At 47.3% G+C, this 17,118-nt stretch carries 14 protein-coding genes; 12 read left to right on the top strand and 2 right to left on the bottom strand.

The features are described from left to right. The first annotated feature begins 182 nt into the window (after positions 1–182). From gndA to PH235_RS01880, 3 genes are all read left to right on the top strand, one after another. The gene (gene gndA, locus PH235_RS01890; RefSeq protein ID WP_272160773.1) at positions 183–1,619 is read left to right on the top strand and encodes an NADP-dependent phosphogluconate dehydrogenase; all 1,437 of its coding nucleotides are present in this window, start codon (positions 183–185) and stop codon (positions 1,617–1,619) included. Between the two features lie 172 nt (positions 1,620–1,791). After that, positions 1,792–2,493 (top strand): response regulator transcription factor, encoded by a 702-nt coding sequence (locus PH235_RS01885; protein WP_272160772.1) that lies wholly within the window; start codon positions 1,792–1,794, stop codon positions 2,491–2,493. Between the two features lie 22 nt (positions 2,494–2,515). Next, complete coding sequence (locus PH235_RS01880) at positions 2,516–3,997, top strand: HAMP domain-containing sensor histidine kinase (RefSeq protein ID WP_272160771.1); 1,482 nt, start codon at positions 2,516–2,518, stop codon at positions 3,995–3,997. Between the two features lie 99 nt (positions 3,998–4,096). Here PH235_RS01880 and yidC read toward each other — a convergent pair whose 3' ends face one another. Both yidC and PH235_RS01870 read right to left on the bottom strand, forming a co-directional pair. After that, on the bottom strand, positions 4,097–5,029 hold the full coding sequence (gene yidC / locus PH235_RS01875; protein ID WP_272160770.1) for a membrane protein insertase YidC: 933 nt from the start codon (positions 5,027–5,029) through the stop codon (positions 4,097–4,099). 62 nt (positions 5,030–5,091) lie between these two features. Next, positions 5,092–5,367, bottom strand: a complete 276-nt coding sequence (locus PH235_RS01870; protein ID WP_272160769.1) for an acylphosphatase — start codon at positions 5,365–5,367, stop codon at positions 5,092–5,094. Between the two features lie 149 nt (positions 5,368–5,516). Here PH235_RS01870 and PH235_RS01865 point away from each other — a divergent pair, with 149 nt between their 5' ends. The 9 genes from PH235_RS01865 to ymfI all read left to right on the top strand — a co-directional run bounded on the left by PH235_RS01865 (position 5,517) and on the right by ymfI (position 17,039). Next, entirely contained in the window at positions 5,517–5,813 is a 297-nt protein-coding gene (locus PH235_RS01865) for a DUF1033 family protein (protein ID WP_272160768.1), read from the top strand. Between the two features lie 208 nt (positions 5,814–6,021). Continuing rightward, positions 6,022–8,472: a DNA translocase FtsK gene (locus PH235_RS01860; protein ID WP_272160767.1), complete on the top strand. Its 2,451-nt coding sequence runs from the start codon at positions 6,022–6,024 to the stop codon at positions 8,470–8,472. A 157-nt stretch (positions 8,473–8,629) separates the two neighbouring features. Beyond that, complete coding sequence (locus PH235_RS01855; protein WP_443080830.1) at positions 8,630–9,718, top strand: BMP family lipoprotein; 1,089 nt, start codon at positions 8,630–8,632, stop codon at positions 9,716–9,718. 272 nt (positions 9,719–9,990) lie between these two features. Further along, positions 9,991–11,565 (top strand): ABC transporter ATP-binding protein, encoded by a 1,575-nt coding sequence (locus PH235_RS01850; RefSeq protein ID WP_272160765.1) that lies wholly within the window; start codon positions 9,991–9,993, stop codon positions 11,563–11,565. Then, positions 11,558–12,631 (top strand): ABC transporter permease, encoded by a 1,074-nt coding sequence (locus PH235_RS01845; RefSeq protein ID WP_272160764.1) that lies wholly within the window; start codon positions 11,558–11,560, stop codon positions 12,629–12,631. The genes PH235_RS01850 and PH235_RS01845 overlap by 8 nt, the downstream gene beginning before the upstream one ends. A 1-nt stretch (position 12,632) precedes the next feature. Continuing rightward, positions 12,633–13,592 (top strand): ABC transporter permease, encoded by a 960-nt coding sequence (locus PH235_RS01840; RefSeq protein ID WP_108032338.1) that lies wholly within the window; start codon positions 12,633–12,635, stop codon positions 13,590–13,592. A gap of 162 nt (positions 13,593–13,754) precedes the next feature. Next, entirely contained in the window at positions 13,755–15,023 is a 1,269-nt protein-coding gene (gene yfmF, locus PH235_RS01835) for an EF-P 5-aminopentanol modification-associated protein YfmF (protein WP_272160763.1), read from the top strand. Then, positions 15,016–16,317 (top strand): EF-P 5-aminopentanol modification-associated protein YfmH, encoded by a 1,302-nt coding sequence (yfmH, locus tag PH235_RS01830; protein ID WP_272160762.1) that lies wholly within the window; start codon positions 15,016–15,018, stop codon positions 16,315–16,317. Before yfmF ends, yfmH begins: the two co-directional genes overlap by 8 nt. Next, the gene (ymfI, locus tag PH235_RS01825; RefSeq protein WP_272160761.1) at positions 16,314–17,039 is read left to right on the top strand and encodes an elongation factor P 5-aminopentanone reductase; all 726 of its coding nucleotides are present in this window, start codon (positions 16,314–16,316) and stop codon (positions 17,037–17,039) included. The genes yfmH and ymfI overlap by 4 nt, the downstream gene beginning before the upstream one ends. Positions 17,040–17,118: the final 79 nt, after the last annotated feature.

The following is a 17,118-nucleotide window of genomic DNA, read 5'->3' as shown; positions in this document are numbered from 1 at the left end:
TTCCCACCTTTTGTTTTTTACATGGCATAGTTTACAACAATAACATCTAAAAGTAAACGTTGGGGAATCAGGTAAAAGAAAAGAAAGCCATTATTTTCGATTGTTTGCTTTCCATTTAGGTGAATTTTTGTTAGGATTAAGATTATAAAATGATGTGTTCATCATGAAGGGAGTATTTATTTATGTCAAAACAGCAAATTGGCGTTGTCGGTATGGCCGTAATGGGCAAAAATCTAGCATTGAACATTGAAAGCAGAGGTTATTCCGTATCTGTATTCAACCGTTCAGGTTCGAAGACTGAGCAAGTGATCGCAGAAAATCCAGAAAAGAAACTGGTTCCTACTTATACGATTGAAGAATTTGTCGAGTCTTTGGAAAAACCAAGAAAAATTATGATGATGGTAAAAGCTGGGGAAGCAACCGACAAAACGATCCAATCGTTGCTGCCTCATTTGGATAAAGGTGATATCCTGATCGACGGAGGGAATACTTTCTACAAAGATACGATCCGCCGCAGCAAAGAATTGGAAAACTCAGGCATCAATTTCATCGGAACAGGCGTTTCCGGTGGTGAAGAAGGCGCATTGAAAGGCCCGTCAATCATGCCGGGCGGACAACGCGACGCATACGATTTGGTTGCACCGATTTTGGAACAGATTTCCGCTAAAGCTCCGGATGGCGAACCCTGTGTAGCTTACATCGGAAAAGGTGGCGCAGGACATTTCGTTAAGATGGTCCACAACGGAATCGAGTACGGGGATATGCAATTGATTGCAGAAGCCTATGACATCATGCACAAGTACCTTGGCATGTCAGTGGAAGAAATTGCTGCAGTCTTCATCGAATGGAACAAAGGCGAGTTGGACAGCTTCCTGATCGACATCACGGCTGACATCTTGACTAAATACGATCCTGAAACAGGAAAACCAATGGTCGAAATCATCTTGGACCGCGCCGGCAATAAAGGCACGGGTAAATGGACTTCCCAAAGCGCATTGGACTTGGGTGTTCCGTTGCCGTTGATCACCGAATCCGTTTTTGCCCGTTACATTTCCGCTTTGAAGACAGAACGTGTCGCTGCCAGCGAAATTCTGACTGGCCCTGCTGCTACAGCTAAAGAGGGTCTTGATAAAGCAGCATTTGTGGAGAGTATCCGCAAGGCACTGTACTTCAGCAAAATCATGAGCTACGCGCAAGGATTCGCTCAAATGCGCGTTGCCAGCGAAGAAAATGATTGGGATCTGAATTATGGCGAGATCGCTAAAATTTGGCGTGCAGGCTGCATCATCCGTGCGCAATTCCTGCAGAACATTACCGATGCTTACGGGAAGAATCCTGAACTGCAGAACTTGTTGTTGGATGACTACTTCGTGGAAATCACGAAACAATACCAGGGAGCTGTACGTGAAGTGGTTGCTACGGCTGTGGTTGCAGGCGTTCCTGTACCGACATTCTCATCTGCAGTAGCTTATTTCGATTCTTACCGTTCAGCTGTATTGCCTGCAAACATCATTCAAGCGCAACGCGACTACTTTGGAGCGCATACGTATGAACGCACAGACAAAGCTGGTTCTTATCACTTCGAGTGGGATAAAGAAGTGGAAGTTCCACAAGACTAAAGCGATATAGCGCCATTGTGGCCTACACTTATGTCATCCGAAGCCGTGCTTCGGATGACATTTTACTATCAGGATCATTTAATTAAGACTAATTCCCGACAGTATGTTAAAATAAAATGAAATTGTAATGGCATGTTGTTATTATTCAAATGAGACATTAGGGGAGAATTCTATGGAAAATAAAGACAAACAAAGAATATTGATTATTGAAGATGAAAAAAATCTGGCGCGCTTCATCGAGCTTGAGTTAAAACACGAAGGCTACGAAACGGAAATTTGCTACAACGGCAGAGCCGGTCTTGAAGCTGCCATGAACCAGGACTGGGATGTCATCCTTTTGGATCTGATGCTTCCTGAATTGAACGGCATCGAAGTTTGCCGCCGTTTGCGTCCGGTCAAAGATACGCCGATCATCATCATGACCGCCCGCGACTCCGTCATCGATCGTGTATCCGGTTTGGACCACGGAGCCGATGATTATATCGTGAAACCATTTGCCATCGAAGAGCTTTTGGCAAGGGTCCGTGCTTTATTGCGCCGCATCGACATCGAAGAAGAGCAACGCAAGGTGAAGCAAACGACCGTCACCTATCGTGATTTGACGATCGAAAAAGAAAACCGCGTCGTGCGTCGTGGCGACGAGCACATCGAATTGACCAAACGCGAATACGAATTATTGTTGATCCTGATGGAAAACATCAACGTTGTCCTTTCAAGGGATGTCTTGCTGAATAAAGTATGGGGATACAAAACAGAAGTGGAAACAAACGTAGTGGATGTATATATCCGATATCTGCGCAATAAAATCGATGTAGCCGGCCAAGAAAGTTATATCCAAACGGTTCGTGGCACCGGATACGTCATGCGCTCATAATACTATGCGCAGAATCAATTATATGCCAACCAAAAAAAGAGGAAATCCCAAGTCCATTCGGTGGAAATGGGGTTTTCTTTTAAGTATAGCTTTCTTCCTGCTGTACTTTCTGTCCGCCTTGCTGATGCTGAATGTCTACAAAGGCTATCAATACGACGAACAAAAAGATGATGCCGAGAATCTGCTGTCTTCGGTCCAAACCGCGCTGTCTGAGATCGATACGAAGCTGTCCGTCAACAGCGTCGAAAGCATGTTCGAGAAAATTTCTGTTTCCACCGTGACGAAGGGTCTCCAATCTGTAGGAAACTACCCGTTTTTGGAGGATCTCAAGGACAGAGGGGCTAACATACGCGTATTCGATACAGATGGACAGTTGCTCTATGAGACGCAGAAGAGCTATACGACATTCATCAAAAATCCCGATACATATTTGCGCGAGACAAAACTGAACGATCTTGAAGCATTTGTCGCAGGCAGTCCGATCCTCAGCCAGGAGGACTCCTTCCTGTTGGGGTATGTCCAGATCGTTTTCCGATTGAATGATTATCATAAAATCGTCTCACAGATGACGCGGTATTTCTGGTTAGTCACGGCAATCGTGCTCGTTTTGTCGGCGGCTGCAGGCTACGGCATCGCGATTTACTTCTTCAAGCCCATCAAACAGATGGTGGACACGATGGATGCGATAGAAGAGGATACGTTGTCGGAAACCCGCATCAAAATATCCAAAAGCAAGGACGAATTTACCGACCTTTCTGTCCACATCAACGGCCTCCTGGATAAGATGGCGCTGTACGTCACCCAGCAAAAGCAGTTTGTGGAAGACGTTTCGCATGAACTTCGCACCCCCACAGCCATTGTCGAGGGTCATCTGAAATTGCTGAACCGTTGGGGTAAGGAAGATCCGCAAATTCTTGATGAATCACTTGCCGCATCCTTGACCGAAATCCAGAGAATGAAGACTTTGGTTCAGGAGATGCTAGATCTTTCCCGTGCGGAGCAGGTCGAAATCCATTACAAAAATGAAGTGACGCCGATCCGGAATGTCGTGCTGCATACGTTCCATAATTTTAAGATGCTCTATCCGGATTTCGTGTTCAATCTGGATGATGATCTGAATCGCGAAATCTATGTGAACATCTATCGCAACCATTTTGAGCAAATCTTAGTGATATTGATGGACAACGCCGTTAAGTATTCGACTGACCGGCATGAAATCCATCTTTCGATTTCCGAATCCATGTCCTATGTCCAGATTGCCATCCAAGATTTTGGCGAGGGGATGTCCCAGGAAGATCAACAGAAGATTTTTTCGCGTTTTTACCGCGTCGATAAAGCCAGATCACGGAATAAAGGCGGGAACGGTTTGGGCCTGTCGATCGCGAAAGAATTATTGGAAGGCTATAAAGGCGACATCACCGTCGAAAGCGTATTGGGACACGGGTCTGTTTTCCGCATCCAGTTGCCGATTCTGAAGAATTATGTGCCGGATGAGGAATTGTAGGCATTCGACAGGAGAACGCACCTTACCCAAAAAATGAAATCAAAAAAAGCAGGAAGCGAGCTCATGTGTGAGCCGCTTCCTGCTTTTCTGTAGTCGTAATTAAGATTTTGATTGTTTGCCTGCGTTGCGGCCTTTTTTGCCATCCGTTTGTTGATTATTGGAGGACAAAGCTTTTACCGCTTGCGCAGGTGCTGAAGAGGAAGCCGGCTTAGCCATTTTCACGTTCTTCTTGACCGGACGATCCTTCATTTCTTCTTCAACTTGCTTCTGGATTTTAGGTTTGATCATGTGATTTTGAAGCGCAGTCTGGGCTGCAGCGAAAATACCGCCGGCCAGCCAGTAAAGTGCCAACCCCGCTGGTGAAGACCAGGAGAACATGAGAATCATGATCGGGTTCATCAGCATCATCGATTTCATCTGTGATTTGGTTTCCTGAGGCATGCCGATTGTGGAAACGTAGCCTTGGATCACATAGGCCACACCCGCCAGGATTGCCAACAACGGACTGCTGACACCAAGGTTGATGCCAAGGAATGTGCTTGCAGAAATTTCCGGCGTCAAATTGACGGCTTGATACATGGCGGTAAAGATCGGCATCTGGATCAGAATCGGTAAGCAACCGACGCCGCCTGTCATGCTGATGTTGTTTTCTTTGTACAGGGCCATCATTTCTTGCGAAACCGCCGCTTTTTCTTCAGGCGACTGGGCATTTTTTTGACGGAATTGGATATCTTCCAATTCTGGTTTGATATACTTCATTTTTTCTTGCTGCACCATCGTTTTTTTGATCTGGCTAAAGTTCAAGGGCATGATGGCCAAGCGGACAATGATTGTGATGGCGATGATGGCCAGCCCATAATTGCCGTTAAGCAGTTCCGCCAGCATAACGATCAAATTGCCTGTTGGCACCACCAAATAGTCGTATATGAAGCCGGTTGGGTTTTTATTCTCATCATATTGCATGCAGCCTGTCAGGACCACTAATAAGGCCATCATTTCCGCGGAAAGCAATAACTTCTTTTTAAGTTTCATCGTTCACGTTCCTTTACAATTTTTCGATAACATTACCACTATACCTGAAGGGGGAAATATATTCAATTGGTTACGCGAAAACTTATGTAATTCTCAATGTTAGCGTCTTCAAGGATGGAAAAGTCATCTACTTTTCCGCTTGGCGAGGGACTGCGTTTGACTGCCGCGATGAAGGCGTCAATCTTATCGCTAGGTCCGACGGCTTCGATATAGACGCTTCCGTCATCCTCGTTCCTGACAATGCCGGCAATGCCGATCTGGTCAGCCACCATTTTTGTCATGTAACGGAATCCCACGCCCTGTACCCGGCCACTTACGGTCATCTTGATTTTTTTCATTCAGATTACCTCCAAATTTTAGAATCAGCTTGCGCTGCAGCTTTTTAATCCAGTTTACAGCCTTCGTCAATAAGGGTCAATCCCGATACCTTGCGCGGGAATAATTTTCCGGGCTATGCTATACTTTTTACAATAAAGAGGGTGATAGCATGTACCAGGTGATAAGGACCGAGGGAGAATATGAACCTTGGTGGTTTTTTGAAGATTGGATGGATTTCATTGTGGAATCGACAGACTATGCCGATTTCCAGAAGGCAGTCGCTGCCTATGAGCGGGCAGCTGAAAAACTATCAGCAGTCTACCCATTCCAAAAAACAAAGGAAACCTACCTGACTGCCTACTGGTCAGACGGAGAAATCCGGTTTTGTGAGAATTGCGATGATGATGTGCAATTATATCATGGACTGATGCTTCTGCAGGACAGGAAAAAACTTCTTCAAGAATGACGGATCAAATTCCAAAAAGCTTCTGTTGCCTGCATTGACGGGAAACAGAAGCTTTTTGTCCGCGCGGATTGATAAAAAATAGCCTCGTAAAGGGTTCGTTTTGTAGTATAATGAACCGATACGGGTAATCAAACGAACAATCTATGGACCGCTGTTTTATGCAGACGGGCAGTGGTTTTGAGTAAATGATAAAAAGGAGTTGGCATGTTTGGCGAAACGAACGACGACGACAAGAAAGAAAAAGAAGGCGACCGGGCAGAAGATATCCTACGAGCTTATCGGCGTGCTGTTTCTTTTCAGTGCAGCCTTAGGGATCGGACAACTCGGTTTTGCCGGTATAGCGCTGGCGAATTTTTTCCGTTTTTTTGTCGGCGAAACCTATCCGGTCAGCCTGGCGCTGTTCGGCGCCTATGGTCTGTACCTGATTTTGAGAGGGAAAGAACCAAAAATAAGAAAGAACTGGCTGATCAGTGGCATCCTGCTTTATTCAGCAGCGTTGCTTTATCTCCATTCACAGGCTTTTGAGACAGTCGTTACGGAGGGCGCATCAGTCGTGTCCGTTACGCTTGCACGTTTTTTGACCGATGTCAGGCAAGCTGATACGGCTTCAGAGATGGGCGGGGGCTTGATTGGGGCAGCCTTTTATACCGGAACCTATTTTTTGGTTTCGCAATGGGGCACGTACATCATCATCGGCCTGCTTGTATTTTTTGGTGCGGCGGTCATATTCGGCTTCACGACGCATGATGTCATGGAAGTTGTGCGCAAAGTTGCCTTGATCTTCGGACACAACAGCAAACGGGCGGTGCTTTACACGAAAGATAAAGTGGCCAGCTCGATCATCGATTCGAAAACAGTGAAGAAACCGACCAGGTCAAACAGCGTTCCGGTCGACAAGAAACCTTCAATAGTCGAAAAAGCCAAAAATCAAATCAAAAGCGAATCGGCCGCGAAGAAATTGATGAAGGAAGAAGCGGAAGCTTTGAAAGCATCAGAAAAAGAAACACTCGCCGAAAAAGAGCGCGAACCCGTTCAGCTGAAAATCGACAGCTTCCAGAAGCAACTTGAAAAAGCAGCCGAACACAAATATGCGGACAATGAAAAGAGCGCGTCAGCCCAACAGGCCAGTCTTGCAAAAACAACGGCAGGAAGCAGCGAGGAAGACAGCAGCGGCGAGCTGGAGTTTGAAATCACTGCCGAGCAGGAGAACCGGGATTACCATTTGCCGCCGGTCACTTTATTGAATGAAATCAAAGCAATCGATCAATCGAATGAATATGCGACAATCGAAAAAAATGTCAAAAAGCTGGAAGAGACGTTCGCAAGCTTCGGTGTGGAGGCCAAAGTTACGAAAGCGAACCTTGGTCCTGCCGTGACGAAATATGAAATCCAACCAGCTGTCGGGGTGAAGGTCAGTAAAATTGTGAGCCTCAGCGATGATCTGGCGCTGGCTTTGGCTGCAAAAGATATCCGCATCGAAGCGCCGATACCCGGGAAATCCTTCATCGGCATAGAAGTGCCAAACAGTGAAGTCAGTGTCGTTTCCTTCCGTGATGTCATGGAAGGTCAGAAGCACACGGACAAGCTGTTGGAGGTACCGTTAGGCCGGGACATCTCGGGCGTCGTGCAAAGCGCGAATCTGACGAAGATGCCCCATCTCCTGATTGCGGGTGCGACCGGAAGCGGAAAATCCGTCTGCATCAACGGCATCATCACGAGCATCTTGATGAAAGCCAAACCGAACGAAGTGAAGATGATGATGATCGATCCGAAAATGGTGGAATTGAACGTCTATAACGGGATTCCCCACTTGCTGACGCCGGTTGTCACGAATCCCCGCAAAGCGGCGCAAGCACTCCATAAAGTCGTAACGGAAATGGAAAGAAGATATGAATTGTTTGCCGGTACCGGCATGCGTAACATCGACGGCTACAACAATCTGATCGTGGAATACAATCTGGAGAACGGGGAAAATAATCCTACGTTGCCATACATCGTGGTCATCGTGGATGAGTTGGCCGACTTGATGATGGTGGCCAGCAATGAAGTCGAAGATGCGATCACCCGATTGGCGCAGATGGCTCGGGCTGCAGGAATCCACATGATTTTGGCTACGCAACGGCCGAGTGTCGATGTCATCACCGGCATCATCAAAGCGAACGTTCCTTCCCGGATCGCGTTTGCCGTGTCCAGTTCAATCGATTCCAGAACGATAATCGATGGCTCCGGAGCAGAGAAGTTGTTGGGCAGAGGCGATATGCTCTTCCGTCCGATGGGTGAGAACAAACCGATCCGTGTGCAAGGGGCGTTCATTTCCGACGAAGAAGTGGAGCACATTGTCACTTTCGTCAAAAATCAGCAAGAAGCGAACTATGTCGAGGAGATGATGCCTACCGAAAATGTTGCGGTTGCAAGCGAGGAACCGGAAGATGATCTCTTCGGGGAAGCTGTAGAATTCATCAGATCGGATGAAACGGCAAGCATTTCCAAATTGCAGCGGAGATTCCGGATCGGCTATAATCGGGCAGCGCGGCTGATCGATGAGATGGAAGCTCGAGGGATCGTCGGACCGGCTGACGGAAGCAAGCCCAGAAAAGTGAACATTAGTGAAGGGATATATGAAAATGATACGGATATACCCTACGATTCTGAGGTTTGATCCGGGCGATTCCGACAAATATATGGATATTAAATGAAAAAACGATTACAAAACAAGTCAATATTATTTATTTTTTTAAGAATACATGATATGATATTTTTTGTAGGAAGCTTGTACTTACAAGTTCAAAAAATTGAAGTTTATTGGAGGGGTCATGGTGAAGAAGCAAAAATATGTTAGTTTATTGGCATTAGGGTTAGGTGTCAGCACAATCCTGGCAGCTTGCGGCGGCAACGGCGACACGGCTGACAGCAGTGCAACAGGTTCCAGCACAGCAGAGGGAACGGAAGATAACTTCACTATCGCAATGGTTACCGACATCGGCGGCGTGGATGACAAATCATTCAACCAAAGCGCATGGGAAGGCCTTGTTGCATGGGGCGAAGAGAACGGCAAAGAAAAAGGAATTGATGGGTATGATTATATCCAATCAAACGCCGATTCGGAATTTGTGACGAACTTGAACACTGCCGTAAACAGCAATTTTGATCTAGTATTCGGTATCGGATATAAGTTGAAATCAGCGATGCAGGATGTGGCAACACAGAACCCGGATACAATGTTCGCCATCATCGATGATGTCATCGAAGGCGAAAACACAGTTTCTGTATCATTCAAAGACAATGAAGCTGCTTTCTTGGCTGGTGTTGCTGCTGCTAAAACAACCAAAACCAACCAATTAGGCTTCATCGGCGGACAAGAGAGTGTAGTAATCGATCGCTTTGAAGCTGGCTTCGTAGCTGGTGCACAATCAGTAAATCCTGATATAGATGTAAAAGTTGAATATGTCGGCTCGTTCGGCGATGCTGCCGGCGGGAAATCAAAAGCTGCCGCAATGTACGCAAGCGGAATCGATGTCATTTATCAAGCTGCCGGAGATTCAGGCAATGGCGTATTCTCGGAAGCTAAGGATATCGTAAAAGCAGATCCTTCAAAAGAAATCTGGGTAATCGGTGTTGACCGTGACCAAACAGAAGAAGGCTTGTTGACTCTTGATGACGGAACTGAAAGAAACCTTACATTGACCTCGACACTTAAGGGTGTAGGCAAAGCAGCTCATGATGTCGCTAACTTGACGATGAACGGCGAATTCCCGGCAGGGGAAGTGCAAAATTTTGGATTGGCTGAAGAAGGCGTCGATCTGACTGACGGCCAATTGAGTGCAGATACTTTGACTGCTGTCGAAGATGCGAAAACAAAAATTTTGGACGGGACGATTGTTGTTCCGGAAGCTCCAGAAAACTAATCACTTTTTTTAAATCTTTGAAGAAGCAACTTGATTCCGGTTAGGATATTGAGTTGCTTCTCTTTTTTTTTCGTGCGTAGTCCCCCAATAAAAACCCATTCCGATAAAAGGAACAAATGTTTAATTTTCGTGATAAACAAAAGTGGATAGGATTTTGGAAATACTCTATAATAGGTGTGAAATGGTGTTTTACGGTATTATATTTTATAAGCGTGTCTCACTGCTGCATGAGGGAATGCATGCATTCAATATTACTAAGGGGTGGAATCAGCATGACAGAAGAAAATTATGTCATTGAGATGATTGGCGTAACAAAAGCTTTCGGCAATTATAAAGCGAATGATGATATTTTTCTCAGCTTGAAAAAAGGTGAAATTCACGCTTTGTTGGGTGAAAATGGGGCGGGTAAGTCGACTTTGATGAATATTCTCTCTGGACTTTTGGAACCGACCAGCGGAACCATTAAGGTCAAAGGGCAGGAGGTCAAAATCAGTTCCCCGGGTGTTGCCGATAAATTGGGGATCGGAATGGTGCACCAACATTTTATGCTGGTCAAGGACTTCACGGTTACGGAGAACATCATCTTAGGCAGCGAGCCGAGCAGACTCGGCGTTTTGAATAAAAAGGCAGCCGCTGACGTGATTGCGGATCTGTCCAATAAATACCGTTTGGCAGTCAATCCTTCCGCCAAAATCGAGGACATCACTGTCGGGATGCAACAAAGGGTCGAAATCCTGAAAACATTGTACCGCGGGGCGGACGTGCTCATTTTTGACGAACCAACGGCAGTGTTGACACCCCAAGAAATCGACGAATTGATGTCGATCATGCGGGAATTGACGAAAGAAGGCAAGTCAATCATCCTGATCACGCACAAACTGGACGAAATCAAAGCCGTTGCTGACCGTTGCACGGTAATCCGCAAGGGCAAGAGCATCGGCACCGTCGACGTGAAGCAGACATCCCAGCAAGAGCTGGCCGATATGATGGTGGGGCGTTCCGTTCTGTTCCGCACAGTCAAAAAACCATCCCAGCCGAAACAGGCCGTGTTGGAAGTTGAGGGATTGACGGTCAAGGAAAGCCGCGGTCTGGAAGCCGTGCGTAATTTGAATCTTACGGTAAGGGCCGGCGAAATCGTCGGAATCGCCGGGATCGACGGGAACGGCCAAAGCGAACTGATCCAAGCCATCACTGGCTTGCGGAAAGCCGAGAGCGGGACCGTCAAGCTGAACGGCGAAACCATCACGAACTTGGCTCCGCGCAAAATCACCGAGGCCGGCTTGGGGCATATCCCTGAGGACCGACAAAAGTTCGGCCTGATCCTCCCGATGCGTCTGGATGAGAACATCGCCCTGCAGACTTATTATCAGGAACCGTACAGCAAAAACAGCTTCCTGAACGATAAAGCCATCGAGAGCCACGCCATCGAACTGATCAAAGAGTTTGATGTGCGGACCCAAAGTGAAAAATCCACGGCAGGTTCATTGTCCGGCGGGAACCAACAAAAAGCGATCATCGCCAGGGAAGTCGATCGGAATCCTTCATTGTTGATCGCAGCCCAACCGACCCGAGGATTGGATGTGGGTGCGATCGAATTTATCCATAAACGTCTGATCGAGCAAAGGGATAAGGATAAGGCGATCCTCCTGATGAGCTTCGAGTTGGATGAAATATTGAATGTCTCCGATATCATCGCCGTGATGTTCGAAGGTGAAATCGTTGCCTACGTCAAGCCGGAAGAGACCTCTCAACAAGAACTGGGCTTATTGATGGCCGGATCTTCTTTGGAAAAGGCCCGGGAAGAATTGGAAAAAAACAAAGAAGAGGAGGGAAGCCTTCATGAGTAATCAACAAGGAGCCACTCGCATCCAAGGGATTATCGTACCTTTACTTTCAGTCATATTAGGACTGTTGATCGGCGCAATCGTCATGTGGTCTTTCGGTTATGATGCCATCGCGGGTTATTCAGCCATGCTGAAGGGCGCATTCGGATCGCCATTTTACATAGGCGAATTACTCCGTGAAGCCACCCCTTTGATTCTGGTCGCATTAGGTTTTGCGGTAGCCAACACAGCCGGGTTTTTCAACATCGGTGTAGCGGGCCAAACCTTATTTGGCTGGTTGGCATCCGTCAGCGTCGCCCAGATGCTGCCTGAATTGCCGAAAATCGTATTGTTGCCTTTATGCATTTTGGCGGGTGTTGCCGCCGGAGCTTTATGGGCGGGCATCGCCGGCGTTTTGCGTGCCTATTTCAATACAAGTGAAGTGATTGTCACCATCATGCTGAATCATACAGCTCTATACATCAACAACCACATCGTCAGGAATGTTTTGACGGATTCCGGAGACTCCACAGCCAGAATCACAGAAAATGCCAGTCTAAGGGTGCCGTTCTTATCGGAAGTGACGCGCAATTCGACGCTGCATGCCGGTATCTTCATTGCCCTCATCATGATTGCGGTGGTTTGGGTGCTGATGAAGAAAACAACTTATGGCTTCGAATTCCGTTCAGTCGGATTGAATCCTGATGCAGCCGATTACGCAGGGATGAACGCCAAAAAGAACATCATTTTGGCCATGTTGATCAGCGGTGGCTTGGCAGGTTTGGGGGGCGCGATGGAAGGTTTGGGGAATTTCCAAAACATGTTTGTTCAAGGTGCGATGCCGTCAGTCGGATTCGATGGCATGGCCGTTGCCTTGTTGGGCATCGGCAGTCCTGTAGGTATCCTCTTTGCTGCACTTCTGTTCAGCACGCTGAAAATCGGCGGAACGAGTATGCCGCTTATGTCCGGTGTACCGGTGGAAATCGTCGATATCGTGATTGCTTCGATCATCTTCTTCGTCGGCGCGAGCTATATCATCCGGCTATTGGTCAACAAACTGTCCAAAGTCAATAAAAAGGAGGTGGCGTGAGATGGACTTGCTAGCGATTCTATCTATTATCGTATCCTCGGCTTTGATCTATTCAGCGCCTTTGATCTTCACCGGCCTTGGCGGAACATTCTCGGAACGGAGCGGTATCGTCAACGTGGGACTGGAAGGCACGATGGTCATGGGAGCCTTCTCAGCCATAGTCTTTAATCTGAACTACGCCGACAATCTTGGCAAGATGACCCCTTGGATTGCGTTGTTGGTGGCTGGGGCAGTCGGCATCTTCTTTTCGATCATCCATGCAGTTGCCACCATCAACTTAAGAGCGAACCACATCGTTTCCGGAACGGTCATCAATATGCTAGCCCCTGCGCTTGCGGTGTTCTTGACTAAGGTTCTTTATGAAGGAAAAGGCCAAACCGCCTTCATCATCCAGAACTTCGGGAAAACCAGTTTCCCTATCTTGAAGGATATCCCGATCATCGGTCAGATATTTTTCACGAACACATCAGCTCCAGCCTATGCAGCGATCGCAACAGCGCTTGTCTGCTACTTCATCATCTTCAAGACGACTTTCGGCTTGCGTCTGCGGTCAGTCGGGGAACACCCGCAAGCCGCGGATACATTGGGGATCAATGTCTACGTGATGCGCTACGCTGGCGTTCTGATTTCCGGATTTTTGGGCGGTGTGGGCGGCGCCATCGTCTCCCAGTCGATCAGCCTGAATTTTTCCGGATCAACGATTGCCGGTCAAGGCTTCATCGCCATGGCTGCCATGATTTTCGGCAAGTGGAATCCGATCGGAGTGATGGGAGCGGCGATTTTCTTCGGCTTCGCCCAGAGTTTGGGAGTCATCGGCAGCTATATTCCGGTCATCCAGAATATCCCTTCCGTCTATCTCCAGATTGCACCTTACGTCATTACGATCATTGTGCTTGTAGGTTTTATCGGTAAATCCAGAGGCCCAGCCGCCAACGGTACGACTTACATCAAATCAAAGTAATCTCCGACGACAAGAAGGGTTGGCTCAACACGAGTCAGCCTTTTCTTTTTGGTTCAGGCAAGGGATCAGAGTGGACAAGGAATGGCTTAATTGAAAAAAAGACTGAACTAGAGTATAGTTTTCCCTATCGACAAATAAAATAGCTTACAGGACGTGAAATGGATGGAATATAAATTAAAGCAAGGCGTTACGGCCTATATCGAGCCTTCCGACAAATACAAAACCGTATTGATCCAGTACAAATTCAGGACGAGTTTCGGCGGGAAAACTGCTACGGAACGGTCTTTGGTGAAGAACATGCTTGAAACGAACAGCAAGCAGTACCCAAGCCAAAACGAAATGGATCTGAAAATGGCCAGCCTTTACGGTGCGACGCTGCATACGCAATCCCAACGCTTCGGCAAGCAGCATGTCGTGACGATGAGTCTATCCGTCGTCAATGATAAATTCATCGGAGGCGACGATACACTTTTGGAAGAGGCATTCGCTTTTCTGGAAGAAATCATCTTCAGGCCCAATGCCGAGGACGGCAAGTTCCACGAGAAGACTTTTCTGAGGGAAAAGGAAAATCTGAACAATTATTTCGAGTCTCTGATCGAAGACAAATCGGCTTATGCGCGTACGCGCTTGAACCAAGTGCTGTTCGAGGGGACGGACCAAGCTTATCAAGGCATCGGTGATGCTTGCTTCCTTGAGGACATCACCTCTGGCAGCCTGTTTGAATGCTATGCAGAGATGATCGGGTCGAATCAGCTGGATATCCTCGTTTCGGGTGATGTAGCGCCTGAACGGATATTGAATATATTGGCTGGCCAGAAGCTTTCGGACAGGAAAGAAACCGAAAAAGAGGTATTCTATTTCCGCGCAAAGAACACGGAACCCGTCACTTCAAGCGAAGCCCAAGACATCAATCAGGGCAAGCTGTTTTTCGGCTTTTCTTCACCCGTCTATTACATGAATGACCATTATTTTGCCGGCTTGGTTTTTGATGGATTGTTTGGGGGCTTCCCTCATTCGAAACTGTTTCAGAATGTCCGTGAAAAAGAAAGTTTGGCTTACTCGGCTTCAAGCGGGTTGGACTTTCTGCGCGGGGTCATGACTGTCGGCACCGGCATCGAGTTCGATAAACGCGATCAGGTCGAGAAAATCGTTCTGGCGCAACTGCAGGATATGCAAGCAGGGGATTTCTCGGATGCCTTGATCGCTCAAACCAAAAGCATGCTGATCAACCACTACAAACAAAATGATGATTATCAAGGCAGAAGCTTGGCGAAACAGTATCAGGATATCCTGATCATAGAAAACCCTCTTTCGCAGGAGCAATGGATTGCTGGCTTGAATGCGGTGACGAAGGAGCAGATAGTTGCTGTTGCGGAAAAAATGACTTTGCAAGCGATATTTTTCTTGAAAGGCGAGGCTACAGATGAATAAAGTACACTACGAGGCACTCAACGAAACCGTTTATACGGAAGTATTGGAAAACGGATTGCAGGTGGTTTTGATTCCGAAAAATAAGTATTCCAAAACCTATGGCATCTTCACCACCGATTTCGGCTCGATCGATAACCAGTTTGTGCCGATAAACGGAGACAAGGAAATCAAAATTCCGGACGGCATCGCACATTTCCTTGAACATAAATTATTTGAAGGCGAAGACCATGACGCTTTTGAAGACTTTGCGAAATATGGTGCTTCAGCGAATGCTTTCACTTCCTTCACGCGGACAAGCTATCTCTTTTCTGCAACGGACAACATCCCAGAAAATACGAACAGCCTACTTGACTTCGTTCAAGACCCGCATTTCACGGAGGAAGGCACCGAAAAGGAAAAAGGCATCATCGCCCAGGAAATCCGCATGTATGAAGATAATCCGGGATGGCAACTTTTTTACGGATTGCTCCGTAACCTTTATCCCGAACATCCGCTTTCAGTCGATATAGCCGGAACGGTGGACAGCATCCAAGCAATCTCGCCGGAATTGCTGCAAATCTGTTATGACACGTTCTATCATCCATCAAACATGAACATACTGATGATCGGAAACTTCGCTCCCGAAGAAATGATGGAAACCATCAAACAAAACCAAGCCGGCAAGACATTTCTTCCCGCCAAACCGATCCAGCGCACTTTGCCGCCGGCCTCGATTCAGGCCATCATTCCGTACAAAGCAATCGAAATGGATGTGCAGCGTCCGAAAGTGATGCTTGGTGTGAAAGGTTTGGATGCGGATGTGACCGGAAACCAAGCCGAAAAATACAAAATCTATGGTTCGCTGTTGCTGGAATTGCTTTTCGGCCGGAGCTCCACGCATTTCATTGACCTCTACGACAGCGGTTTGATCGATGACAGCTTTGGCTACTCCTTCAATTTAGACCGTTCCTTCCATTTTATGGCTGTCGAATCGGATACGGAAGAACCGAAACAGCTGGAAGATAAGCTGAAACGGATTCTCTTGGATTGGGAAACGGATGCTAACCTGACGAATGAAAAATTTGATTTGCTGAAGAAGAGCATGATCGGAGAACAATTGCAGGCTTTCAATTCCCTGGAATACATCGCAAATCACTACAGCACGCTGCTGTTTTCTGGAGCGGAACTTTTTGAAGTCGTTCCGTTGATCGAAGAAACCAGCCTGGAGGACATCCGCAGGTTCGCTAAGGGCTATCTCAAAGAACAAAGCATGAGCACCTATGTGATCCTCCAGAAGGGAGCAAAACAGCAATGAAAGCTGCTTTGGTGACGGGGGCCTCCGGTGACATCGGGACATCCATCGCAAGGGATTTGGCCAGTTCAGGCTGGTCGCTTTACCTGCATTATCATTCCAATCAAGAAAAAATCAATCTGCTGCTGGCAGAACTGCAATCGGCCTATCCGGAACAGGAATTTTATCCGCTTTGCCTGGATTTTACCAATGAAGCTAGCGTTTCGACACTTGCTGACCATATTTTCTCGCTCCAAGCGATTGTTTTTGCGCACGGCACGACGGAATATGGGTTGCTTCAGGATATGACGTCCCTGCAAATGGACGTCTTGTGGGAAATGCACGTCAAAATGCCGATCCTGATCATCCAAGCGCTACAGGAAAAAATCGCCCGCTCGCGCAACGGCCGCATCGTCTTCATCAGCTCCGTCTATGGAGAAGTGGGCAGCGGGCTCGAAGTGCTCTACAGTACCGTCAAAGGGGCGCAGATTGCCTTCGTGAAAGCCTACAGCAAAGAAGTAGCCTCACTGGGGGTAACGGTCAATGCCATCTGCCCGGGAGCAATCGATACGCAAATGAACGCTCATCTGGAAAATGATGAAAAAGTGGCTCTTCTTGAAGAAATCCCTCTGGGGAGGATGGGGAAACCGGATGAAATCAGCTTCTGGGTATCCCAACTTCTGAAGGAAGGCAGTCGCTATATGACAGGACAGGCCATTTACGTATCCGGCGGATGGCTCAGGTAAAACAGCATTGGAACTTCTGGTGAGGGAATTTTATGGTATAATATCCATGGTAACTTCGGGATTTGCAAGTGAAGGCAGG

It is taken from the genome of Trichococcus sp. K1Tr, assembly GCF_028309625.1.
GTDB lineage: Bacteria > Bacillota > Bacilli > Lactobacillales > Aerococcaceae > Trichococcus.
The sequence above is the reverse complement of the archived record's forward strand: the minus strand, read 5'-3'. Positions and strand labels throughout refer to the sequence as shown.